This window comes from Amphritea sp. GJ51-11 (assembly GCF_055808735.1).
Genome location: NZ_CM147881.1, coordinates 521,982 through 545,611, shown reverse-complemented (window position 1 = coordinate 545,611; position 23,630 = coordinate 521,982). Strand labels below are relative to the sequence as shown.

The following is a 23,630-nucleotide window of genomic DNA, read 5'->3' as shown; positions in this document are numbered from 1 at the left end:
TACCTACACAAATCCAACACATTTCAACGAATCACCGACATAAAAACTCAGTCGTAGGTGTAAAATCCGCGACCGCTCTTACGGCCCATATAACCGGCATCCACCATCTGTACCAGCAGTGGGCAAGGACGGTACTTGGAGTCTTTAAAGTTATCATAGAGCACATTCATAATGCTCAAACAGGTGTCTAGACCGATCAGATCCGCCAGTGCCAACGGCCCCATCGGGTGACTCATCCCTAGCTTCATCACCGTATCGATCTCTTCTGCGGTTGCCAGATTCTCATAACGGCAAAACACGGCTTCATTGATCATCGGCATCAGAATGCGGTTGGAAACAAAACCCGGCGCATCTTTAACATCCACCGGCACTTTGCTCATCTCCAGCGACAACTGCTGTACCGCATCAAACACCGCATCATCGGTTTGCAGCGCGCGGATGATTTCCACTAACTGCATCATCGGCACAGGGTTCATAAAGTGCATACCGATCACTTTACCCGGGCGGGAAGTCACCGCGGCCAAACGCGTAATAGAGATAGATGAGGTGTTGGTCGCCAAAATCGTCTCTGGCTGACAGACTTCGTCGAGCTTACGGAAGATGGTTTTTTTAATCTCTTCATCTTCACTGGCCGCTTCTACCACGATACCAGTTGCAGCCATATCCGCCATATCGGTTGTCAGTTTGATGCGTGCCAACGCCTGATCCGCTTCCGCCTGCGTCAGCTTCTCTTTATTCACCATCCGCGCCAAACTGGAATTGATGGCCTTAATGCCTCGCTCCAAAGCGGGATCATTCAGATCATACAACACTACGTCGAAACCAGAACAGGCAGCTACCTGAGCAATACCACCACCCATCTGGCCGGCACCGACTACACCAAAACTGTTAATCTTCATATCGCGTTTATCCTCTTAAAATCAGCCCACAGTGTTCCATCATTAGCGCCAAATTTCAATCACAAAATAAGGGAATACCCCTATGCTTATGTTATTGACAAAAAAACCGACTCTCGCCGGTTTTCTCTTAGCCTAGATTCAGCCCCGTATCAAGAGCCGAATTAAGCGTTAAAGTGGATCACTTCACATGATCAATCAGGTCATCGACCACACCCTGCTCTTCATGCAGATCATCCGCTTCAGGTTTATGACCCGGCAACAACAGGTTAAGCAGAATAGCCACAACACCACAGAGGCTAACGCCCTGCATACTGAATTCACCCTGACCGACCACCATACCGCCGATACCAAACACTAAGGTGGTTGCTACGATCACGAGGTTACGCTGCTCGGCTAGATCAACACGGGCTTTAATCAGGGTATTCAAACCCACCGCGGCAATGGAGCCAAACAACAGAATCAGAATACCGCCCATTACCGGAGAGGGAATGGTTTGTAACAGGATGCCGAACTTAGCCACAAACGCCAGCAGGATAGCAAACACCCCAGCCCAGACCATGATCATCGGATTAAATGAACGGGTTAGCATAACCGCACCAGTCACTTCAGAATAGGTGGTATTCGGTGGTCCACCAAACAGTGCCGCTGCCGACGTGGCCAAGCCATCACCAAACAGTGTGCGGTGCAGACCCGGTTTTTTAATATAATCTTTTCCGGTCACATGGCCAATGGCCAACAGATCGCCCACATGCTCAACCGCCGGTGCAATCGCTACCGGAATCATAAACAGAATCGCTTGCCAGTTGAATTCAGGCAGAACGAACGCAGGCACCGCGATGAAGGCAGCATCGGCAACGACTTGATAATTCACCATGCCGAAGAAGTTAGCCATCAGATAACCCACCACAACCCCCGCCATAATCGGCAGTAAACGGAAGATCCCTTTACCAAAGGTCGCAACCAGCAGAGTTGTCGCTAATGCAGACATCGACACGATCATCGAATCGACATAGGGAAACAGTTCGATGCTACCGTCTCCGGCTTTACCCATCGCCATATTCACCGCCACCGGTGCTAGCCCTAAGCCAATCACCATAATGACGGGACCGACCACAACAGGGGGTAGAACCCGGTGTAAAAAGCCCACACCGCGGAACTTTACCGCCAGCGCCAACAGCATATACACCAAGCCAGCACAGAACAGCGCCCCTAAGGTTGCAGGCATGCCCCAGGTCGTGGTGCTGTAAATAATTGGCGCGATAAAGGCAAATGACGACGCCAGAAATACCGGCACCTGGCCCTTGGTGACCACTTGAAACAACAGCGTACCAAAACCTGCGGTAAACAGTGCCACACTCGGGTCCATGCCCGTGAGCAGAGGCATCAGCACCAGCGCACCAAAGGCGACAAACAACATTTGTGAACCGGCTAGTATCGTTCGCCAGAGTGGTTCATTACCGTCGAGGGTTTCGCTCATCTTCCGGTTCATCAGAGATTCCTTTATTTAGTGCCAAAGATCTTATCGCCGGCATCGCCTAAGCCCGGAATAATATAACCCTGTTCATTAAGGTGGCTATCGATCGCCGCGGTATACAACTCGACATCCGGATGTGCCTCATTGACCGCTTTGATGCCTTCAGGCGCAGCCACTAATACGAGGGCTTTAATATCCTGACAACCGGACTGTTTTAACATATCGATGGTAGCATTCATCGAGCCACCTGTTGCCAGCATTGGATCGATCACCAGCGCGAGCCGTTCTTCCATATCACTGGTCAAACGTTCGAAGTAGGTCACCGGTTGCAACGTTTCTTCATCGCGATATAGGCCGACTACGCTGATTTTGGCGCTCGGAATAAGATCCAGCACACCATCGAGCATACCGATACCGGCCCGCAAAATAGGCACAACCGTAACCTTTTTGCCTTTAATCTGTTCGCCAGTCATCTCACCGCACCAGCCTTCAAACTGATAGCTTTCTGTTTTCAGGTCTTTAGTCGCTTCATAGGTCAACAAAGCGCCCACTTCTGCGGCCAGCTGACGAAATGCTCGGGTGCTGATATCCGCGGCCCGCATCAGACTAATTTTATGTTTTACCAAAGGGTGGTTAATTTCATGTATACGCATGCTGAAGTCTCTTTTTAAAGCGACGAAGAACGAAAGCGTCAACCGATGGCACACCACCGCACTGAGCCTAAAAAATTTGCAATATAATACCTTGAGCTTAAGAGAAAGTCTTAGACGGACGTCACAAAATAGGCAGCAGAAGGCTAACCGGATCGATTTTATAAACAACCATGAGGAAACAGCTCTCAATAAACGCATCAACGATACGTTTATTGTGGATGGCGGGGTAACACCTTAGCTAGGCGTTTAACTCGTCATAGAGCGCGATAAACTCTAAGGTAAGCTTATGCTTGGGGGCAAAGTGAATCAGCGGGACACACTCATTATGAGACTCTTTCATCTTCACTGATGAAGAGATCTTCGCATTTAATACCGGTAGGTTATCGTCTTGCAGGGTTTCAACGATGGTCTTTGAGGCATTCGCACGAGGCTGGTACTGATTGACCACAATCCCTTCAATGACGAGTTTTTTATTATGATCCTGCTGCGTTTCCTGCACATTGTACATCAGACTATAGAGCGCCTGACGAGAGAACTCATCACAGTCAAATGGAATCAAACAGCTATCGGCGGCACACAGCGCTGACAGCGTATAAAAATTAAACGCGGGCGGCGTATCAATATAGACCGCATCGTACTGATCCAAATCTTGTAGCGCATCCCGCAACTTGTAGATCTTATGCTTCGCTTCCAACTTAGAATGCAGATCCCCCAGCTCAGGATTTGAGGGCAACAGATGCAGATTTTCATACGCAGTCGGATGAATAAACTCCGTTATTGCTTTAGGACGCACCTGAAAGCTCAGTGTCTGCTCAAAAAAATCGTTAATATCACCAACCGTCTCATTCACCTGGTCGCCCAGTAAATAATGACTAGTGTTACATTGGGAGTCTAAATCAATCACCAGTGTCCGCTTTCCCTGACTGGCACTGATGGCGGCCAAGTTAGTACTAATACTGGACTTACCCACGCCACCCTTCTGATTAAAGACAACTCGAATCATACGTCTTTCCTTTTACTTAACCACCGCGACACAGATACAGGATCAATCGATCTTTCTAGCGATCAACCCTGCTCTAAGAGTGAGCGCAGATCGATAATGGCAGCGTTAGCACGGGAGATATAAGAGGCCATCACTAACGAATGGTTCGCCAACAATCCGAACTCGTTACCGTTGAGAATCATCGGACTCCAGACGGTGCCCTGAGTCGCTTCCAACTCACGAATAATCTGTCGCAGGCTGATCAACGCATTTTTCTTTTCCAACGCATCGGCAAAATCCACTTCAACCGCTTGCAGCAGATGAATCAATGCCCAAGCTGTGCCGCGTGCTTCATAAAAGACATCATCAATCTCAAGGAAGCCCGTTTTAACTTCCCGGTCACCGGCATTATCGGTGGACTGACGCGCACTGGATTCGCCCGCCAAATCAGTATTCACTCGTTTCTGGCCAACACTGGCACTCAACCGCTGAGATAAGCTGCCTAAGCGAGTAGACACATCCGCCAGCCAACCGCGCAGGTTATCGGCACGGGAATAAAACTGTGCATCCTGCTGTTGCGGATCAGACAGACGCACCTCATAGGCACGCAAGTATTTCAAAGCTTTCTTATATTCACCTTCACTGGAAGGCAACACCCAGCTATCGCTATCAAAGTGCAGCAGTGGCTCGGCGGCTTTAAGATCGACATCTTCAGTAGACTGAGACTGTGACCGGCTAAAATCTTTCCGCATGGCCCGAGACATATCCCGTGCTTGCACCAGCACACCAAATTCCCAGTTAGGGATATTATCCAACCAAATACCCGGAGGAGTACGGTCGTTCGATAAATAACCGCCCTGCTTTTGCAGTAACGTATCGGTAATCTTAATCAAGGTTGAAACGGTGGCCGAACCGATAACCTTTTGCGATTGACCATCGGCGCTCTGAACCACTAGCGGTTCAATAGTAAAAGGGGCCGGCTCTTGGCTCCACCAAATACCGAGACCAACACTCACCAGCAGATAGAGACCAACCAGCGCCAATATCGGCCGTAACAATCTCACACGGCCTACAGTGCCTGTCAGTTTATCCCAACATGAGAACCACAACCGCTGTAACATATCCATGGTATATCCTTTAACGTAAACGCGCTTTTATTGCACCGCAATATGTCCGATTTGACCCAACGGGTCAATGCCCGTCGCCTGTAAATAATGGAACATTATACTACCATTGATACAGCGGTATTTATCCGATCCTCAAAACAGCGCGACTAAACACCGACAGAAGATCAAGAAAAGAGCCAATTAATACCGTCATATAGACGAAACTAAATCAAATTATGATCAGAAACCAGCCACAACGTCGGCAAAACTGATGATAAAACACAATAAGTAGTAAAGCTGTTTACACAGTTTAGCTTTTCCGGCAAACTACTCACTTTTATATCCATCGGACGTAATTGTACGTCATTATAGGCTTATTTAATGGCTAAAATACTGCTTCTTAACGGCCCCAACCTAAATCTGCTCGGTACTCGCGAGCCAGAGGTTTATGGCGCTGCGACATTGCAGGACGTTAACCAACGCCTTACTACCCTTGCTGAGCAAGCAGGTCACCAAATTGAGTGCCTGCAAAGTAACGCTGAGCATGTATTGATTGAACGGATCCATCAGGCCCGTGTCGAACAGGTGGATTTTATACTGATCAACCCAGCAGCATTCACTCATACGAGTGTTGCCTTGCGTGATGCACTATTAGGTGTGGCGATCCCTTTTATAGAGATCCATATCTCCAATGTGCACGCCCGCGAAGCGTTCCGTCACCACTCCTATCTTTCTGATGTGGCGGTGGGCGTTATCTGCGGACTGGGCGTCCAGGGTTATGAATTTGCATTACAATCCGCATTCAGCCGGATTGACAAACTTTAACATCTGAATTGATAGAGAATTTCATTAGTATGGATATTCGCAAAGTAAAAAAACTGATTGAGTTGTTGGAAGAATCCAACATCAACGAAATAGAAATTAAAGAAGGCGAAGAGTCTGTACGCATCAGCCGCGGCACCACCGTTCTGGCAGCACCTGCACCTGTTGCAGCCGCTCCGGCACCGGTTGCTGCGCCTGTCGCTGCGCCAGTAGCACCGGTTGCTGCTGCCGCACCTGCCTACAATGGTCAGGCTGTTCTTTCGCCGATGGTTGGTACGTTCTACCGCTCACCATCACCAAGCTCACCTTCTTTTATTGAAGTTGGCCAAACCGTGAAAGAAGGCGACCCAATCTGCATCGTTGAAGCGATGAAGATGATGAACCAAATTGAAGCTGACCGTTCCGGTGTTGTAGAAGCTATCTTGGTCGAAGACGGCCAACCGGTTGAATTTGATCAGCCACTGGTAATCATCGTTTAAGCTATCCACCAGACAGGTTCTCAACATGCTAGAAAAAGTTGTTATTGCCAACCGCGGAGAGATCGCACTGCGTATCCTCCGGGCCTGCAAAGAACTCGGCATCAAAACGGTTGCGATCCACTCCACCGCGGATCGTGATCTGATGCATGTTCGTCTCGCAGATGAAGCCGTGTGTATCGGGCCACCCGCGTCTGCACAAAGCTACCTGAACATTCCTGCCATCATCGCAGCTGCCGAAGTGACGGATGCGATGGGTATCCATCCCGGTTACGGCTTCTTAGCTGAAAATGCTGATTTTGCTGAACGGGTGGAAAAAAGCGGTTTTGCCTTTATCGGCCCGAAAGCGGAAACCATCCGCATCATGGGTGATAAAGTCGCAGCGATTGAAGCGATGCAAAAAGCCGGCGTACCGACCGTACCAGGCTCCGACGGTGAACTACCGGAAGACGGTGACAAGATCATCGAAATCGCGCGCAGAATTGGTTATCCCGTCATTATCAAAGCGGCCGCCGGTGGTGGTGGACGTGGTATGCGAGTAGTACACAGCGAAGCGAGCTTGCTGAACGCTGTATATGTAACCAAATCCGAAGCGAAAGGTGCTTTTGGTGACGAAACCGTCTACATGGAGAAGTTCCTCGAGAACCCTCGCCACGTAGAAGTTCAGGTACTATCTGACGGACAGGGCAATGCGATCCACCTGTATGACCGTGACTGCTCAATGCAGCGCCGCCATCAGAAGGTCGTTGAAGAAGCTCCTGCACCGGGTATCGACCCTGTTGCCCGTGCCGAAGTGCTTAAAAGCTGTGTTGATGCCTGCCTAGCGATTAACTATCGCGGTGCTGGCACCTTCGAATTCCTGTACGAAAATGGCCGTTTTTACTTTATCGAAATGAATACCCGTGTTCAGGTTGAACACCCTGTATCCGAGATGGTTACTGGTATCGATATCGTTAAAGAACAGCTGCGCATCGCCTCTGGCATGCCGTTGTCGTTCAAACAGGAAGACGTCAAGCTGCTAGGCCACTCCATTGAGTGTCGTATCAACGCTGAAGATCCGAAAACCTTTATGCCCTGCCCAGGTACAGTGAATCATTTCCATGCGCCGGGCGGTATTGGCGTGCGTGTTGATTCGCATCTGTACAACGGTTATACCGTGCCGCCGCATTATGATTCACTGATCGCCAAGTTGATCACCTATGGTGAAGACCGGGCAACCGCATTGCGTCGTATGGAGATCGCTCTCGATGAAATGGTGGTAGAAGGGATTCGTTGTAATATCCCGCTGCATCAAATCATTGTGCGTGACACCCACTTCGCTGAAGGCGGCGTCAATATCCATTATTTGGAAAAGAAACTGGGACTGGACTGATCATTTGATGCCAGTTTCCGCGAAAAGCCTCCCACTGGAGGCTTTTTTTCGTTTGATCCTCTTGTTATAAAGAACAGATATCGTAGGTTATAAGGAAAACGTCATGCCCTGGTTACAGATTAAACTGGATGTCCTACCAGATAACGCCGAACAGTATGAAGACCTACTGCTTGCAGCTGGCTGCGCCGCTGTCACCCTACAGGATAAAGAAGATACCCCTATCTTTGAGCCAGAACTGGGAACCACTCCCCTGTGGAGAAACACCGTACTGACTGGATTGTTTTCCGCTGATCATGACCTAGACGCCACTCAGGTCTTCTTAAAAAAATCCCACGAACAGCTATTTCCTAATACCCCTTTCCCACCGATGAAAACAGAAATCGTCGAAGATAAAGATTGGGAAAGAGAGTGGATGGATAATTATCATCCCATGAAGTTTGGTCAACGCCTCTGGGTTTGTCCTAGCTGGAAAGAGGTGCCTGAACCCAACGCGGTTAATCTGATGCTAGACCCCGGTCTAGCATTCGGTACCGGCACCCACCCAACCACGGCACTGTGCCTTGAATTTCTCGATTCTCTAACACTGGATGGAAAACAGGTGGTCGATTATGGTTGCGGCTCCGGCATTCTCGGTATTGCGGCGCTCCTGCTCGGCGCTGAACATGTAACCGCAGTGGATATCGACCCTCAAGCCCTCGATGCCAGTCTCGATAACCTACAACGTAATCAGCTATCTAAAGATAAGCTACAGGTATTCTTCCCCGAAAAAGCCCCACAAGATCAGGCTGATCTGGTCGTTGCCAATATCCTAGCGGGACCACTGGTACAACTGGCGCCAACGCTGACCGCCCTGTGCAAGTCTGGCGGGCAACTAATCTTATCCGGATTGTTGGCCGATCAGGAAGAAGAACTACGTGCCGCGTATAGTCCAGACTTCGACCTAGATCCGGTCACTGAGAAAGAAGGCTGGATCCGCATTACTGGTATAAAACGGTAATCCGGCGCTAGTATGAGCCACAACATCATCACCGAGTGCCCGACCTGTGCCACACGGTTTCAGGTCACTCCCGGGCAACTCAAAATTGCCCATGGCAAGGTGCGTTGTGGCGAATGCCTTGAAGTCTTTAATGCTCAGGTCTATCGCTGCGATACGCTGGTCGACCCTCAGATAGATTTAAGGCCGGTTGATCAACTGGACGACCTAAGTGACACGCTCGATAACGACCCGTTATTTGATCAGATCGAAGTAGCTCTATTCACCTCACCTGATAACCTTAGCGGTGACGATAAACGCTACCCTTCAAGCAGCGCTCAACCGATTTTGCCCGAACCACTCGATGACGATAACGACGTTCTCGCCGCGGAGAATACAATAGGACTCAGCGCTAATGCTGATGCTGATGCTGATGCTGATGCTGCAACAATAACAACCATCGACATCGATCTAGAACAGCCGGTTAGCGAACTATTACCGATCAGTACCGCAGCACAACCTTCCGTTGCCATTGAACAGCCAGCAGCGAATAATACAACCGACTTGACCGATACCCTTACGGCAAGCATAACGCCAACCAATGCGTCACCTAAGCCCACAACACAATCAATACGCCCCTTAACCGACTTTCAGGCAGAACCCCTATTTATCAATCGTGCCGCAACGCCCACCGCAACACACCGCGGCTGGACAGTACTGACGTTGATCGCGGTTTTACTGCTGCTCGGGCAATACCTCTGGTTTAACCGCCAGCCACTCAGCGCTTACTCCGAGCTATCTGCAGCCTATCAATATGCCTGCCAATATCTACCCTGTCAGCTCGATGCTCCCATCATGCTCGACAAGATCAAGACCCAACAACTATTGGTACGGCAACACCCCGACTTTCAAGGCGCGTTAAGGGTGAATCTGCGACTCGAAAATCTGGCGGATGTCGCCCAACCCTACCCGGCGATTTTGCTATCCTTCTCAGATCGCCTCGGACAACCCGTCAGCCAGCGAACCTTTCAGCCAACCGAGTACCTCGATACAGCACACACCGCACCGCAGATAATATCCCCCAAACGCTCGGTACAGATTGAGTTTGAGATTCTCGATCCGGGCCGCAGAGCACTCAGTTATGAAGCTACCTTAGTCAAACCTACCCAGCCGAACAACGCCCCTCGATAGCCCCAACCACCAAATTTATACACCCCTAAAACAGCAACCAAACCGGCCCCTCCAGCCCTTTCTGATCATTTTGTAACACATTTTGCAACAACAATATGATCAAAAAACCATCAAAAAATCCTTGGCCCTCCCCGCCTGAAAGAGTATGATTGTCCGCCTTCCAAACAGCGGTATCGGGGTTATCATTTTGATAGCCACAGGCAGCTATTTCTCTAAATTCGGGGTTGGCCATGTTTCAAATCGGACAGCACACCATTGATAGTCAGGTTATTCTGGCGCCGATGGCCGGTGTAACCGACCTGCCATTCCGCCGGTTGTGCAAACAACTGGGCGCGGGCATGGTGGTTTCCGAGATGGTCACCTCTGATACGCGTCTATGGAACAGCCGCAAGTCCAGCTACCGTTTACAGAAAGATACCCATAATAGCCTCAATGTCGTCCAAATCGCCGGTGGTGATCCTGAGATGATGGCAGAGGCTGCCAGAGCCAATGCGGCCAATGGCGCGCATATCATCGATATCAACATGGGCTGCCCCGCCAAAAAAGTCTGTAACAAGGCTGCCGGTTCCGCCCTATTGAAAGATGAAGCCCTGGTCAAAGAGATCCTTCAGGCAACGGTTGCAGCCGTGGAACTGCCGGTCACATTGAAGATCCGTACGGGTTGGGATACCGACAACCGTAACGGTGAAACCATTGCCCGCATCGCTGAAGATTCAGGTATTCAGGCATTGGCCGTCCATGGTCGGACACGGGCCTGTGGTTATAAGGGCGATGCCGAGTACGACACCATCGCCCGTATTCGTCAGGCTATCGATATTCCGCTGTTTGCTAATGGTGATATCAACAGCCCGCAAAAAGCCCGCCAGGTGCTCGAATACACCGGTGCCGATGCGGTGATGCTAGGCCGCCCCGCACAGGGGAATCCTTGGATTTTCCGTGAGATAAGTCATTACCTTCAGACCGGCAAAATGCTACCCTCCCCGACCGCCGTTGAAGTCAGGGATACGCTCTTGGAACATCTGTCTGCGCTGTACCGTTTTTATGGCGACTATGCCGGGATACGTATTGCCCGCAAACATGTCGGCTGGTACCTCAAAAACAATCCGGGCGCAGAACGATTACACGATCCAGAGCTATTTAGAAAAGAGTTTAATCAGATAGAAGAAACCGAACATCAGCAAGACGCGATCCGGTCATTTTTCATCGTACCGGGTAAAGCAGACGCTGCTGCCTGAGTAACGGTTCAATTTTTTAGGTTGATGCAAGTGGATAACAAGACATTGAATACACAAGTAACACATATAGAAAACATCGATGTGCAGGAACGCACTTTGCGAGATAGCGTACAAGTATCTATGCATAACTACTTTCGCCAGCTGGATGGACAACCTGTCACCGACGTGTATCAAATGGTACTGGCTGAAATTGAAGCCCCTTTGTTTGAAGCCGTGATGACCTACACCCGGGACAACCAAACGAAAGCCTCCGAGCTGCTCGGTTTAAACCGCGGCACGCTACGTAAAAAGCTAAAGCAGTACGGCCTGCTGTAAACGACTATTTTTTAACCTTAACTCAGAAGACAAAACCATGGCAGAGCAGAAAATCACTCCGGTACGTCGCGCACTGATCAGCGTGTCTGATAAATCAGGTATCGTTGAATTCGCCCAGGCACTTAGCCAGCGCGGTGTTGAGATCCTTTCCACTGGTGGCACATACAAGCTGCTGAAAGAAAACGATATTCCGGCTATTGAAGTATCTGACTATACCGGTTTCCCGGAAATGATGGACGGCCGCGTTAAGACTCTACACCCCAAAGTACACGGTGGTATCTTGGGTCGTCGCGGCATCGATGATGCCATTATGAATGAACACGGCATCACCCCGATCGATATGGTCGTGGTTAACCTGTACCCATTCGAGCAAACCATCGCTCGCCCAGACTGTGATCTGCCACTGGCTATCGAAAACATCGATATCGGTGGACCGACCATGGTTCGCTCTGCTGCTAAAAACCATGAAGACGTTGCTATCGTTGTCACTGCTGACAACTATGATCGTATCATTGCTGAGCTAGATGCCAACCAAGGTCTGACTCACCCAACCCGTTTCGATCTAGCCGTTCAGGCGTTTGAACACACTGCCGCTTATGATGGCATGATCGCTAACTATCTCGGTGCGATCACTGACGGTAGCGTTGACGAGCCCGCTGATTTCCCGCGCACCTTTAACACTCAATTTGTTAAAGCGCAGGAGATGCGTTACGGCGAGAACCCACATCAAAAAGCGGCTTTCTACGTTGAGTCTAACCCAGCTGAAGCCAGTGTTTCGACCGCACGTCAATTACAGGGCAAGGCGCTGTCATTCAACAACGTGGCCGATACTGATTCTGCGCTGGAATGTGTTAAACCATTCAAAGAACCGGCCTGTGTTATCGTTAAACACGCTAACCCTTGCGGTGTAGCGATTGGCGACAACCTGTTGGAAGCTTACAACAAAGCCTACCAAACAGATCCAACCTCAGCCTTTGGTGGCATTATCGCCTTTAACCGCGAATTGGATGCAGAAACAGCTAAAGCGATCGTTGATCGTCAGTTTGTTGAAGTGATTATCGCCCCATCAGTCACACAAGAAGCATCGGATATCGTTGCGGCTAAGCCTAATGTTCGCTTGCTAGCTTGCGGCGAATGGTCAACTGAACGCACCAAACGCTTCGACTACAAACGCGTTAATGGCGGCTTGCTGGTTCAGGATCAAGACCTCGGCATGGTTGATGTCAGCGAACTGAAAGTTGTCACCACCTTACAGCCAACCGAACAAGAGATTCGTGACCTGCTGTTCTGCTGGGAAGTGGCTAAGTTTGTTAAATCTAACGCGATTGTTTATGCCAAAGAGGGTCAAACCATCGGTATAGGCGCGGGACAGATGAGCCGTGTTTACAGCGCTCGAATCGCCGGTATTAAAGCGGCCGATGAAGGCTTGGAAGTAAAAGGTTCGGTCATGGCCTCTGATGCGTTCTTCCCCTTCCGTGACGGTATCGATTCGGCTGCGGCGGCAGGTATCAAAGCAGTGATTCAGCCAGGCGGCTCAATGCGCGATCAGGAAGTCATTAATGCGGCTAATGAACACGGTATGGCGATGGTCTTTACCGGCATGCGTCACTTCCGCCACTAAGCACAGCGACGACAGCAAGAGCCAGTTTATCTGGCTCTTTTGTTATCGGACGATTTCAGAATTAAGGTAGAGATATGAACGTATTAGTTATTGGTTCCGGCGGTCGCGAACACGCATTAGCCTGGCATGCGGCCAAAGACAGCAAGGTAAGTAAAGTATTTGTTGCACCGGGTAATGCCGGTACGGCACTCGAGCCTAAGCTTGAAAACGTGGCGATCGACGTCATGGATCAGGATGCACTGGTTGCCTTTGCTAAAGACAACGCCGTTGCACTGACCATTATTGGCCCTGAAGCGCCACTGGTTGAAGGTATTGTTGATCGTTTTAGCAGCGAAGGTCTGCGTTGTTTCGGCCCCTCTAAAGGCGCGGCGCAACTGGAAGGCTCAAAAGCGTTCACCAAAGATTTCCTCGAACGTCAGCAAATTCCTACCGCCGACTATCAAAACTTTACTGAAATTGAGCCAGCCTTAGCGTATCTACGTGAAAAAGGTGCGCCCATCGTTGTTAAAGCTGATGGTCTAGCCGCCGGTAAAGGCGTGATTGTCGCCATGACGCTGCAAGAAGCGGAAGACGCCGTGCAGGATATGCTAGCAGGTAACGCCTTTGGTGAAGCGGGACACCGCGTCGTCATCGAAGAGTTCTTGGATGGCGAAGAAGCGAGCTTTATCGTCATGGTTGATGGCACTAATGTACTGCCAATGGCCACCAGCCAAGATCACAAACGGGCCGGCAACGGTGATACCGGACTAAATACCGGCGGCATGGGGGCTTACTCTCCCGCTCCGGTTGTAACGCCTGAGATCGATCAGCGCATTATGGCTGAGGTTATCCTGCCAACGGTTAAAGGCATGGCTGACGAGGGTAATACCTATGTTGGTTTCCTTTATGCGGGTCTGATGATTATGGCCGACGGCACACCGAAAGTGATTGAATACAACTGCCGCTTTGGTGATCCAGAAACTCAGCCCATTATGCTACGTCTAAAATCCAGCATCGTCGAACTGTGCGGTGCGGCATTAGATGGCAAGCTGGATCAAACCAGCGCCGACTGGGATACTCGTTGCGCCGTAGGCGTCGTATTAGCCGCTGGCGGCTATCCAGGCGATTACACCAAAGGCGACGTCATCAGTCTGCCACAGAGCACTGAAGAAGGCGCTAAAGTCTTCCATGCTGGCACGGCGATGAAAGATGGCCAGGTGGTTACCAACGGTGGTCGAGTACTTTGCGCAACCGCACTGGGCAACAGCGTTACCGAAGCACAGCAACGTGCTTACGAGCTGGTTAAGCAGATCGATTGGAACGGAGTTTACTACCGTGACGACATCGCTTATCGGGCTATCGCCCGGGAACAAAGCTAAACAATCACGCTAGTCTAAAAACAGTCACCCAATGGTGGCTGTTTTTTTATCTCACCAATATGACCTTTGAGGGCTTTCTCATAACTTTTTTCCAGTTATAATCGCAAGTTACGAAAAGCGATAGTGCCTGATTATGCCACAATGGACCTCCCCGATGACAAAGAAAGGTAGCAGACAAATACGTTTAGCTAAGACCCGCAAACTGACCCTCGCACTAGCGATCGGTGTGTTAACCGGCTCTGTTTCAGTCAGCGCAGCCTCGCAACAAGACAGCTTCTGTCAAAGTGCCGGCGCGAAGAATGGTTACGACTGTTCAAAATCTCAGACCTTTCAGGCTAATCAGGACGATATTGAAGCCAAGCTAAATGAACTCAACCGCTGGATGGCCGATGAAGAACAGGCCCAAAGCGCAATGCCGTTAAAAAAGAATCAACCAGAATCAGATAAGCTACGCCAAAAAATTGAGTTTAATGCTCAATTACTGGCCACTGAGTTAAAGCAAGCCAAACAGTTGCAAAGCAAAGGCGACTTGCAAGGCGCATTTAATCAGGTCAACCATTACCTCGTCTCGAATCCAAAAGACCCCAACGGTTGGTTGCTCTACGGTATCTCACTGATCAATCAAAACAAGCTTAATGAAGCGGCTGATATTTTCCGTAAACTCAGCCACCTTTACCCCGATTCACCCGAGCCTTACAACAACCTTGCGGTGGTTTATGCCCGCCAAGGTGATAATGACAAAGCCGTCGAAGTGTTGTTACAGGCGTTTGAGACCAATCCCAGCTACGCTCAGGTTCAAAGCAACTTGAAAACGGTTTATTCTGCGATGGCGACTCAAGCATACAACCGCGCATTGGATCTCAACAGTAGTAACAAAAAGCCTGATCGTGTCAGTCTCGGCATTCTAGATCAGGTCTATCAACCAGCTTTACCACAAACAGTGCTGGCTACAGCAACGCCTCAACCGGTAAGGCCCGTCGCCAAACCCGTAGTTAAAGCCGCAGCGCCAAGCCAAGCCACTGTTAGCACTAAACCTGCGGCAAAATTGATCATAGAAGAACGAGATCAATCTGAAGGAACGGTGCCTACGCCTATCGCTGATAAGCCCGCAACTGACGTAATCGCCAGCGCCAAACCGGTCGCTATAACGAAGACCGTCGCCAAAGCTGAGCTGAAAAACAAAGCCGGTGAAGTACTAAGCGAACCGGTACGAGCAGAAATTTTACAAACAATCACTAACTGGGCGACCAGTTGGTCTGCGCAAAATGTTCCGGCTTACCTCGATTTCTATACTGACAGCTATTCACCCGACCCAGCTTCAGTGAGCCACAAGCAATGGGTCTGGGGACGCCAACAACGCCTGAGCAAACCATCGTTTATTAAAGTGGTGATCTCTGATATCTCCTTGGCTGAAGCCGGTGATGGCAAAGTGCGCTCAGTGTTCCGCCAGAAATACCAATCTGACACCTATCAGGATGACGTTTATAAAACTTTAACCCTGACTCAGGAAAACGGTATTTGGAAAATTCTGACCGAAACCACCCTGTAATACTGAGATAAGCGAGCTTACGCTGACAAAAAAACCGCCAATCGGCGGTTTTTTTGTCTCTATCATTTGCGGCTAACATGAAGCCTTGCGCTTAAGGCTTACCTTTCTGCGGATCACCCTCATAGGCGATACGCCATTGGCCATTTTCTTTAACCCAGTACTGCCGCTTTAAGCTGCTACCACTATAGTTATCACTCTTATAGTTCTGCTTAAAAGTGGCCACGAATAAATCGGGTTTGTCAGGATGTTGATAAATACTAAGATTCTCAATATCTACATCAATAAATGACTTGCTGCTATTAACCCGGCGCTTATGCTGAGCAAAACGGTTGAAACCCATTTTGCCATTATTGAATTTTTCTGAGTAGTGGGTCAGATAGGTATCGGTATCACGACTTTCCCAATCTTTGCGCCAGCTGTCGACTACCTCGGTAAAGGCTTTCTTCTTTTGCTTCCAGCTGTCCGGATCAAGCCACTCGAAATGGGTGCCAATCAACACCGGCGTATCGGTAAAGTCGACAATCTGATCCAATTCGCTGAAGTGATTATTACTCAGTGATAGGCAGCCCTCACTGGCTTGCGGTGGACGACTAAAAGTATCCTTAGGCGATCCATGTACCCAGATACCGCTACCAGTGTTGCCAAGGCGCTGATCCCAAGCATTAGGATAATTGATCGGCAACGCACCGGTGCCATAACGCGGCGGCAGTTGATCATCGGTGAGCCGTCCGGTAGTGAAATAAACACCCAATGGCGTCTTAAGATCACCACGCTTACGCTTATCAACCCCACCCCGACCATAAGAGACGTAATAGTCTTTAATCAGCTGGGGCATACCGTTATTGTTTTCAAACAGATATAAACGGGACAAATTCGTATCGATCACAATGACATGTTTCTGCTTCGGTGACATCTGCAGCAAACTACCCGGAATGGTGCCGGGCTGAGGCTTATAACGGTCGACGCTCATACGTGCACGCGCTTCTGAAATGAGCCCTTGCAAGGTTTTCTTATCACTGCGGCCATTATTACCAACAGCACTCAGAGTGCCTCCCTGAGCCGCCATCAGATCCGCATAGATCAATTGCGCCAGCCGAAAATCAGGCTGCTCTTTTATCAGGGTACGTAACTTATCCATCGCCCCGGTCATCTGATTCTGCTGCAGGTCACCTAAACTAGCTAGCAGAAGACTTTCTTGATCGAGACTTAGAGTATCGGTATCGGCATGTACACCGAGGGGAAACAAACCACAAAGAGATACCAGCACTGCTTTTCTAAGCGGCTTTAGCAAATATACAACAGGCAGGTTTTTCATAACTCAGATTGGTAACCTTTAACACTGACAAATGAATGAAGTTTATCGAATTATACCTATACAGTAGGCATTTGCAGCTGTAATCGCCGACTGATAGAGATTATATTCGGTGAAGCCTTGTCGAACATCAGGATTTACACCATTTAACCAGTAAATCCATCAATTTAATTCATATTCATAGATTTTAGACGCAAATCATCCCTTTCGCTCTTACAAGTAGCAAGTATTCTGCTTTATTCAAGCAGCAAGATTTTTAAAAATATTTTTTACCCATTAGCACCCTCGGCCTACAGACTATCAATTTCACGCCGAAGCCTTGCCAGTCCTATGATTAATGCGCTGCAGCAAACGATGCCACCGGCTAAGACACAACGCTAAAACTATTTTTCCACTCCTGAGCAAGCTGAACTTTACTTCGCTCTGTGCTATCCAAAAGGCAGAGCAACCAATAAATCGACTCAAAGGTCGATCACACATCGAGCTGAAAGCGTGGCGAACAAAACCACCTTCACCGATAGAGACATTAAGTAGTTCCAACGTTTGAAACGCGCACGGAGGATCCCGTCATGTTTAGACAGATGGAAAACACCGGTTTACAGGATCTAGCTATTTGGCAAGATCCAACAGACTACTTGCAGACAATTATCACCCCGGCGGCGAGCAAGCGCTTACAATACGCCATAATCGCCGCTGCGACTAATAGTCAACGGGCCGCTAGGCACCCAGGCAAAGCCCTACCTTGTCGCGGCATACTCGATACACCTGACTATCCGGTCAATGCCGGCGGACTAACCTTCGCTGCCTTACACCACAGTCGACAACCTCATACCGTGATTACCCACAACATCACTCTGATGAGTGGCACTGTGAACCGGCCTTACCCTCAGGCCAATGTCCAATATAAAAACACCAGCACAACCGCCGATCTCAGAGCTGAAAAGCTTACTCAGCAAGCTCGTCTGGCAGAAGCGTACGCCGCCTAAGGAGGCCGAAAATGGAAACCGTCTATCAGGCTCAGATCAATTTTAATCGTTATTTATCCGCCAGCGGCGAGCCGTTACAACCACTACCCAACTGGGCAGAACAGCCAGACACCTTAGTCAGTTACTACCGTAATATGGTGCTGGCACGACAGCTCGATCACAAAATTATTGCCCTGCAGCGTACCGGCCAGATGGGCACCTATGCCTCTCTACTGGGGGCTGAAGCAATCGAAGTGGTGCTGGGTGAGCAGATGCAGGCCGATGATGTGTTAGTTCCCTACTACCGTAACCATGCGGTACAGATGCTCCGGGGGTTATCAATGGAAGACATGCTCAGTTACTGGGGCGGTGATGAACGAGGTAATGCCTCGGCGGCGATGGGACAAGACTTTCCAAACGCCGTGCCCATTGCAACCCAAGCGCTGCACGCCACCGGCGTAGCAACCGCCATCAAAATAAGAGCAGAAAAGCGCGCCGTAGTCACCGTTTGCGGCGATGGTGCCACTTCAAAAGGGGACTTTATGGAAGCCCTTAATGTCGCCGGCGCATGGCAGCTCCCCGTTGTCTTTATGGTTAATAACAATCAATGGGCGATTTCGGTGCCCCGGTCATTGCAGTGCGGCGCACCGACATTGGCCCAAAAGGCGATCGGTGCAGGTATCCGTGGTGAGCAGGTTGACGGGAATGATGTGATAGCACTGCATGAATCGGTCAGTAATGCACTACAACACGCTCGAGAAGGCAAAGGCGCCACACTGATCGAAGCGATCAGTTATCGTTTGTCGGATCATACTACCGCCGATGATGCGACCCGCTACCGGAGTAACGACGAACTCAAAGCAGCCTGGGAGCGAGAGCCGATTAAACGCCTACAAACCTTCCTGCATCAACGAGGATGGTGGGATGAAGTACAAGAATCCGCTTGGCAAAGTGAAGTTGGACAGATGATTCAACAGGGCTTAAATCGCTATTTACAACAACCGAATCAACCGGTTGAACACTTAATCGACTTTCTTTATGCCGAGCTACCAGAGGCACTGAAAGAGCAGCGCGAGCGTTTGATCCGTCATGCTCAACCGGGAGGTAACCATCATGAGTGACACAATGACCATGGTCGAAGCGATCAACCTCGCGTTACGATCAGAAATGCAACGGGATGATACGGTGGTGATTCTTGGCGAGGATGTCGGCGTGAATGGCGGCGTGTTCCGCGCCACCGTCGGCCTACGGGAAGCTTTTGGTATCAAACGCGTGCTCGATACCCCGCTGGCCGAAACTATGATTGCGGGGCTCTCAGTCGGGATGGCGGCCCAGGGGCTGAAACCCGTCGCCGAAATTCAATTTATGGGCTTTATTTTTCCTACCATGGAGCATCTTATCTGTCACGCTGCCCGGTTACGTCACCGTACCCGCGGACGGCTTCACTGCCCAATGGTCTTACGGGTACCCTTCGGCGGCGGCATTCATGCACCCGAGCATCATTCAGAGAGCACCGAAGCGCTGTTCGCCCACATACCCGGGCTTAGGGTGGTTATCCCGTCATCGCCGGCCCGAGCTTATGGCCTGCTATTAGCCGCTATCCGTAATCCTGACCCGGTCTTGTTTATGGAGCCTAAGCGGATCTATCGACTCAACGCACAACCGGTTGAAGATAACGGTAAAGCACTGCCATTGGATAGCTGTTATACCCTGCGGGAGGGCAACGATATCACCCTGATCAGTTGGGGAGCGATGATCAAGGAAACTCTTGAAGCCGCCGATCAACTCGCCAAACAAGGGGTTAGCTGCGAAGTCATCGATGTGGTGACACTTAACCCCATTGACCATGAAACGATGCTCGCCTCCGTGGCGAAAACAGGGCGCTGTGTGATTATTCACGAAGCGCCAAAAAGCTGCGCCGTCGGCGCGGAAATATCAGCTACCTTAGCTGAGCGCGGCTTACTTAGCCTGCAAGCCCCCATCACGCGGGTAACCGGTTATGACACCGTGATGCCTTACTATCGAATGGAAAACCACTATCTGCCCAATACCGCCGATATTATTGATGCGGTTAATAGCACACTGGAGTTCTCATGAAATATTTCAAGCTACCCGACCTTGGGGAAGGACTCCCCGAAGCTGAAATTGTTGAATGGAAAATCAACGAAGGTGACGCGGTCAAAACCGATCAAATCTTAGCCACCGTGGAAACAGCAAAGGCGATTATTGAGATTCCTTCACCTCAGGATGGCGTGGTTGCCCACCTATTCGGCCAAGCAGGCGACACCATTCACACCGGAGAGCCTCTGCTGGAGTTTGCCGGCGAAGAGGATGATAGCGGCACCGTGGTGGGCGAGCTAAAACAGGCATCCGACAGCGCATCGACCGACCATTTTTTTATCGGAGCCGCGCCTAGCACGCAAGCTTATCGACAAAAAATGACGCCCGCGGTGCGTTCACTCGCCCATCGTCTGGATGTTGCAACCCATAATATTCAAGGTAGCGGCCAAGATGGCCAGCTCACTGCAGATGATATTGAACGGCTGGCCAAAACCGACCGCACCCACGGTAAGGCTGAACCATTACGGGGCGTACGCAAACAGATGGCTCGTAATATGACACTCGCCCACGCCAACGTCGTTCCCGTCACCCTTTACGAAGACGTAGACATTCACTCCTGGGCTGTCGCCGAAGATATCACCATCCGCTTGATTCATGCGGTAGCCGCGGGCTGTAAGGCAGAACCGGCCCTCAACGTCTGGTTCGATGGCCAGCAACTGGCACGAAGAATGCTAAATCAAATTAATCTAGGCGTCGCGGTGGATACCGATCAGGGATTGTTCGTACCAGTGCTACGAGATATCGGCAATCGAAGCCTAAAAGATATCCGTGCAGGGCTAAATCGTCTGAGAGAGGATGTAGTCCAACGTACCATTCCACCGGCTGAACTTCAGGGTTCCAGCATCACCCTGAGTAATTTCGGCACCATTGCTGGGCGCTACGCCAGTCCGATCGTCGTACCACCCACTGTGGCGATTCTCGGGGCAGGCGTGATTCGAGAACAGGTCATTCCAGTCGACAGTAAAGTCGTTATACACCGGGTAATGCCGCTGTCACTGACCTTCGATCACCGGGCCGCAACCGGAGGAGAAGCTGCAAGGTTTTTACGTGCTGTAATAGACGATTTAGCCGAAGAATCAATTAGTTAATTAAAATATTTTTAACCAAAACGAGGATAAAAAATTACAGATTTTCTACCCACTAGCTATCCATGAACTAAGCTTATAGAAAGAAATGGTGTGAGTAGATGATCTAAGCCCTCAATCAATTTCGGGCTATTTGCGACGTTAGCCTAACAAGGTCAGACTATAGCAGGAAGGTGGCATATGAGTATTTTTGAACGATATAAAGCGCGTTATGACTCCAAACAGGAAGAGGAATACTCCCTGCAGGAGTATCTCGAAATTTGTAAAAATGACCCGCTGGCCTATGCTAGCTCCTCAGAACGTTTACTGTCCGCGATCGGTGAACCAGAGCTGATCGACACTTCCCGCGATCCTCAGCTCAGTCGCATTTTTTCCAACAAAATGATCCGCCGCTACCCTGCGTTTTATGAGTTCTATGGCATGGAGAATGCGATCGAGCAGATTGTGGATTACTTTAAACACGCCGCGCAAGGTCTCGAGGAACGCAAACAAATACTCTATTTACTCGGGCCGGTAGGCGGCGGTAAATCATCACTCGCCGAACGCCTAAAAGCGCTGATGGAGCATACTCCTTTCTATGCGATTAAAGGCTCGCCAATTCATGAATCACCCTTGGGATTATTTAACCCTTTAGAGGACGGCGCTATCCTTGAAGAGGAATACAATATTCCGCTGCGTTATATCAAAGGCCTGATGTCACCTTGGGCGGTGAAACGCCTACATGAGTTTGGTGGTGATATCTCGCAATTCAGAGTGGTAAAACTCTACCCCTCTATTCTCAACCAGATTGCGGTTGCCAAAACCGAGCCCGGTGACGAAAACAATCAGGATATCTCCAGTCTCGTGGGTAAAGTCGATATTCGTATGCTCGAAGAGTTCCCCCAACACGACCCCGATGCCTATAGTTTCTCCGGTGCCCTGTGTCATGCCAACCAAGGCATGATGGAATTTGTCGAGATGTTTAAGGCGCCGATCAAGGTGCTGCACCCATTGCTAACCGCCACTCAAGAAGGTAACTACAACAGTACCGAAGGGATGGCAGCCATTCCCTTCGATGGTATTATCATGGCCCACTCGAACGAATCTGAGTGGCAAACCTTCAAGAACAACAAAACCAATGAGGCCTTTATCGACCGGGTTTATATTGTCAAAGTACCCTACTGTATGCGGGTCTCTGAAGAGGTGAAAATTTACCAGAAACTGCTTGAAAACAGTTCTCTTGCTCAATCACCCTGCGCCCCCGACACACTGAATATGTTGGCGCAATTTACCGTGCTGTCGCGTCTCAAAGAGCCAGAAAACTCCAATATCTATTCCAAAATGCGGATCTATAACGGCGAGAATCTAAAAGATACCGATCCTAAAGCTAAATCGATGCAGGAATACAAAGATAATGCCGGTGTCGATGAGGGTATGGAGGGTATTTCCACCCGGTTTGCGTTTAAGATTCTCTCCAAGGTATTCAACTTCGATTCCACGGAGATCGCTGCGAACCCGGTTCATCTGATGTATGTGCTTGAGCAACAGATCGAACAGCAACAGTTCCCGCAAGAGACCCATGACAGACTGATTGGCTATCTGAAAGAGTATATTTCACCCAAATATATCGAATATCTCGGCAAAGAGATTCAAACCGCCTACCTTGAGTCCTATTCAGAATACGGCCAGAACATCTTTGACCGTTATGTCACCTATGCTGACTTCTGGATTCAGGATCAGGAATACCGCGACCCAGACACCGGCGATATCCTCAACCGTCAAGCCATCAGCGAAGAATTGGAAAAAATCGAAAAACCTGCTGGCATCAGTAATCCTAAAGACTTCCGCCACGAAATCGTTAATTTTGTATTACGGGCGCGAGCCGAGAACGATGGTAAAAACCCAGCGTGGAACAGCTATGAGAAGATGCGCTCGGTCATTGAGAAGAAAATGTTCTCCAATACCGAAGATCTGCTGCCCGTTATCTCCTTTAACCCGAAAGCCTCCACTGAGGATCAGAATAAACACAGTGAATTTGTGAAGCGAATGACCGAACGCGGTTATACCGAGAAACAGGTCCGGCTGCTGTCAGAATGGTACATCAGAGTGCGTAAATCCCAATAAGGGGTTTACCTAAGTCGG

The 23,630-nt window shown here is 49.8% G+C and carries 21 protein-coding genes; 15 read left to right on the top strand and 6 right to left on the bottom strand.

Annotated features, from left to right (window positions below; all coding sequences use genetic code 11):
• Positions 1–47 precede the first annotated feature (47 nt).
• The 5 genes from AC0L4K_RS02335 to AC0L4K_RS02315 form a co-directional block, all read right to left on the bottom strand.
• Complete coding sequence (locus tag AC0L4K_RS02335) at positions 48–899, bottom strand: 3-hydroxybutyryl-CoA dehydrogenase (RefSeq protein ID WP_417224887.1); 852 nt, start codon at positions 897–899, stop codon at positions 48–50.
• A 178-nt stretch (positions 900–1,077) separates the two neighbouring features.
• Positions 1,078–2,388 carry a uracil-xanthine permease family protein gene (locus AC0L4K_RS02330; protein WP_417224889.1) on the bottom strand — a complete coding sequence of 437 codons (1,311 nt, stop codon included), beginning with the start codon at positions 2,386–2,388 and terminating at the stop codon, positions 1,078–1,080.
• Positions 2,389–2,399: 11 nt separating this feature from the next.
• Positions 2,400–3,026 (bottom strand): uracil phosphoribosyltransferase, encoded by a 627-nt coding sequence (gene upp / locus AC0L4K_RS02325; RefSeq protein WP_417224891.1) that lies wholly within the window; start codon positions 3,024–3,026, stop codon positions 2,400–2,402.
• Between the two features lie 238 nt (positions 3,027–3,264).
• Positions 3,265–4,029, bottom strand: coding sequence for a ParA family protein (locus tag AC0L4K_RS02320; RefSeq protein ID WP_417224893.1), 765 nt, complete (start codon positions 4,027–4,029; stop codon positions 3,265–3,267).
• Between the two features lie 62 nt (positions 4,030–4,091).
• On the bottom strand, positions 4,092–5,135 hold the full coding sequence (locus AC0L4K_RS02315; protein ID WP_473268054.1) for a DUF2333 family protein: 1,044 nt from the start codon (positions 5,133–5,135) through the stop codon (positions 4,092–4,094).
• Between the two features lie 360 nt (positions 5,136–5,495).
• Here AC0L4K_RS02315 and aroQ point away from each other — a divergent pair, with 360 nt between their 5' ends.
• From aroQ to AC0L4K_RS02265, 10 genes are all read left to right on the top strand, one after another.
• A complete protein-coding gene (gene aroQ, locus AC0L4K_RS02310) occupies positions 5,496–5,939 on the top strand; it encodes a type II 3-dehydroquinate dehydratase (RefSeq protein WP_417224897.1) in 444 nt (147 codons plus the stop codon).
• 29 nt (positions 5,940–5,968) lie between these two features.
• On the top strand, positions 5,969–6,415 hold the full coding sequence (gene accB / locus AC0L4K_RS02305) for an acetyl-CoA carboxylase biotin carboxyl carrier protein (protein WP_417224899.1): 447 nt from the start codon (positions 5,969–5,971) through the stop codon (positions 6,413–6,415).
• Between the two features lie 25 nt (positions 6,416–6,440).
• A complete protein-coding gene (gene accC / locus AC0L4K_RS02300; RefSeq protein WP_417224901.1) occupies positions 6,441–7,784 on the top strand; it encodes an acetyl-CoA carboxylase biotin carboxylase subunit in 1,344 nt (447 codons plus the stop codon).
• Positions 7,785–7,887: 103 nt separating this feature from the next.
• Positions 7,888–8,781, top strand: coding sequence for a 50S ribosomal protein L11 methyltransferase (prmA, locus tag AC0L4K_RS02295; RefSeq protein ID WP_417224903.1), 894 nt, complete (start codon positions 7,888–7,890; stop codon positions 8,779–8,781).
• Positions 8,782–8,793: 12 nt separating this feature from the next.
• Positions 8,794–9,948 (top strand): zinc-ribbon and DUF3426 domain-containing protein, encoded by a 1,155-nt coding sequence (locus tag AC0L4K_RS02290; RefSeq protein WP_473268053.1) that lies wholly within the window; start codon positions 8,794–8,796, stop codon positions 9,946–9,948.
• 230 nt (positions 9,949–10,178) lie between these two features.
• A complete protein-coding gene (gene dusB, locus AC0L4K_RS02285) occupies positions 10,179–11,183 on the top strand; it encodes a tRNA dihydrouridine synthase DusB (RefSeq protein ID WP_473268052.1) in 1,005 nt (334 codons plus the stop codon).
• A 24-nt stretch (positions 11,184–11,207) separates the two neighbouring features.
• On the top strand, positions 11,208–11,498 hold the full coding sequence (gene fis, locus AC0L4K_RS02280) for a DNA-binding transcriptional regulator Fis (protein WP_126158370.1): 291 nt from the start codon (positions 11,208–11,210) through the stop codon (positions 11,496–11,498).
• Between the two features lie 37 nt (positions 11,499–11,535).
• A complete protein-coding gene (gene purH / locus AC0L4K_RS02275) occupies positions 11,536–13,119 on the top strand; it encodes a bifunctional phosphoribosylaminoimidazolecarboxamide formyltransferase/IMP cyclohydrolase (protein ID WP_473268051.1) in 1,584 nt (527 codons plus the stop codon).
• Positions 13,120–13,193: 74 nt separating this feature from the next.
• Entirely contained in the window at positions 13,194–14,477 is a 1,284-nt protein-coding gene (gene purD, locus AC0L4K_RS02270; protein WP_473268050.1) for a phosphoribosylamine--glycine ligase, read from the top strand.
• A 154-nt stretch (positions 14,478–14,631) separates the two neighbouring features.
• Complete coding sequence (locus AC0L4K_RS02265; protein WP_473268049.1) at positions 14,632–16,026, top strand: L,D-transpeptidase Cds6 family protein; 1,395 nt, start codon at positions 14,632–14,634, stop codon at positions 16,024–16,026.
• A gap of 91 nt (positions 16,027–16,117) precedes the next feature.
• On the opposite strand, the gene AC0L4K_RS02260 is transcribed toward AC0L4K_RS02265, so the two are convergent.
• The gene (locus AC0L4K_RS02260; protein ID WP_417224915.1) at positions 16,118–17,293 is read right to left on the bottom strand and encodes a L,D-transpeptidase family protein; all 1,176 of its coding nucleotides are present in this window, start codon (positions 17,291–17,293) and stop codon (positions 16,118–16,120) included.
• 614 nt (positions 17,294–17,907) lie between these two features.
• Between AC0L4K_RS02260 and AC0L4K_RS02255 the strand changes: the two genes are divergently transcribed.
• The 5 genes from AC0L4K_RS02255 (at position 17,908) to AC0L4K_RS02235 (ending at position 23,612) form a co-directional block, all read left to right on the top strand.
• On the top strand, positions 17,908–18,324 hold the full coding sequence (locus tag AC0L4K_RS02255) for a hypothetical protein (RefSeq protein WP_473268048.1): 417 nt from the start codon (positions 17,908–17,910) through the stop codon (positions 18,322–18,324).
• 11 nt (positions 18,325–18,335) lie between these two features.
• Entirely contained in the window at positions 18,336–19,424 is a 1,089-nt protein-coding gene (pdhA, locus tag AC0L4K_RS02250; protein WP_473268047.1) for a pyruvate dehydrogenase (acetyl-transferring) E1 component subunit alpha, read from the top strand.
• Positions 19,417–20,400: an alpha-ketoacid dehydrogenase subunit beta gene (locus tag AC0L4K_RS02245; protein ID WP_473268046.1), complete on the top strand. Its 984-nt coding sequence runs from the start codon at positions 19,417–19,419 to the stop codon at positions 20,398–20,400. The genes pdhA and AC0L4K_RS02245 overlap by 8 nt, the downstream gene beginning before the upstream one ends.
• Entirely contained in the window at positions 20,397–21,512 is a 1,116-nt protein-coding gene (locus AC0L4K_RS02240; RefSeq protein ID WP_473268045.1) for a dihydrolipoamide acetyltransferase family protein, read from the top strand. The genes AC0L4K_RS02245 and AC0L4K_RS02240 overlap by 4 nt, the downstream gene beginning before the upstream one ends.
• A 177-nt stretch (positions 21,513–21,689) precedes the next feature.
• Entirely contained in the window at positions 21,690–23,612 is a 1,923-nt protein-coding gene (locus AC0L4K_RS02235; protein ID WP_473268044.1) for a PrkA family serine protein kinase, read from the top strand.
• Positions 23,613–23,630 lie beyond the last annotated feature (18 nt).

Excerpts from the sequence above, each read along its gene's own strand:
- AC0L4K_RS02335 (WP_417224887.1), bottom strand. The coding sequence starts at position 899 with ATGAAGATTAACAGTTTTGGTGTAGTCGGTGCCGGCCAGATGGGTGGT.
- AC0L4K_RS02330 (WP_417224889.1), bottom strand. The coding sequence starts at position 2,388 with ATGAACCGGAAGATGAGCGAAACCCTCGACGGTAATGAACCACTCTGG.
- upp (WP_417224891.1), bottom strand. The coding sequence starts at position 3,026 with ATGCGTATACATGAAATTAACCACCCTTTGGTAAAACATAAAATTAGT.
- AC0L4K_RS02320 (WP_417224893.1), bottom strand. The coding sequence starts at position 4,029 with ATGATTCGAGTTGTCTTTAATCAGAAGGGTGGCGTGGGTAAGTCCAGT.
- AC0L4K_RS02315 (WP_473268054.1), bottom strand. The coding sequence starts at position 5,135 with ATGGATATGTTACAGCGGTTGTGGTTCTCATGTTGGGATAAACTGACA.
- aroQ (WP_417224897.1), top strand. The coding sequence starts at position 5,496 with ATGGCTAAAATACTGCTTCTTAACGGCCCCAACCTAAATCTGCTCGGT.
- accB (WP_417224899.1), top strand. The coding sequence starts at position 5,969 with ATGGATATTCGCAAAGTAAAAAAACTGATTGAGTTGTTGGAAGAATCC.
- accC (WP_417224901.1), top strand. The coding sequence starts at position 6,441 with ATGCTAGAAAAAGTTGTTATTGCCAACCGCGGAGAGATCGCACTGCGT.
- prmA (WP_417224903.1), top strand. The coding sequence starts at position 7,888 with ATGCCCTGGTTACAGATTAAACTGGATGTCCTACCAGATAACGCCGAA.
- AC0L4K_RS02290 (WP_473268053.1), top strand. The coding sequence starts at position 8,794 with ATGAGCCACAACATCATCACCGAGTGCCCGACCTGTGCCACACGGTTT.
- dusB (WP_473268052.1), top strand. The coding sequence starts at position 10,179 with ATGTTTCAAATCGGACAGCACACCATTGATAGTCAGGTTATTCTGGCG.
- fis (WP_126158370.1), top strand. The coding sequence starts at position 11,208 with ATGCAAGTGGATAACAAGACATTGAATACACAAGTAACACATATAGAA.
- purH (WP_473268051.1), top strand. The coding sequence starts at position 11,536 with ATGGCAGAGCAGAAAATCACTCCGGTACGTCGCGCACTGATCAGCGTG.
- purD (WP_473268050.1), top strand. The coding sequence starts at position 13,194 with ATGAACGTATTAGTTATTGGTTCCGGCGGTCGCGAACACGCATTAGCC.
- AC0L4K_RS02265 (WP_473268049.1), top strand. The coding sequence starts at position 14,632 with ATGACAAAGAAAGGTAGCAGACAAATACGTTTAGCTAAGACCCGCAAA.
- AC0L4K_RS02255 (WP_473268048.1), top strand. The coding sequence starts at position 17,908 with ATGTTTAGACAGATGGAAAACACCGGTTTACAGGATCTAGCTATTTGG.
- pdhA (WP_473268047.1), top strand. The coding sequence starts at position 18,336 with ATGGAAACCGTCTATCAGGCTCAGATCAATTTTAATCGTTATTTATCC.
- AC0L4K_RS02245 (WP_473268046.1), top strand. The coding sequence starts at position 19,417 with ATGAGTGACACAATGACCATGGTCGAAGCGATCAACCTCGCGTTACGA.
- AC0L4K_RS02240 (WP_473268045.1), top strand. The coding sequence starts at position 20,397 with ATGAAATATTTCAAGCTACCCGACCTTGGGGAAGGACTCCCCGAAGCT.
- AC0L4K_RS02235 (WP_473268044.1), top strand. The coding sequence starts at position 21,690 with ATGAGTATTTTTGAACGATATAAAGCGCGTTATGACTCCAAACAGGAA.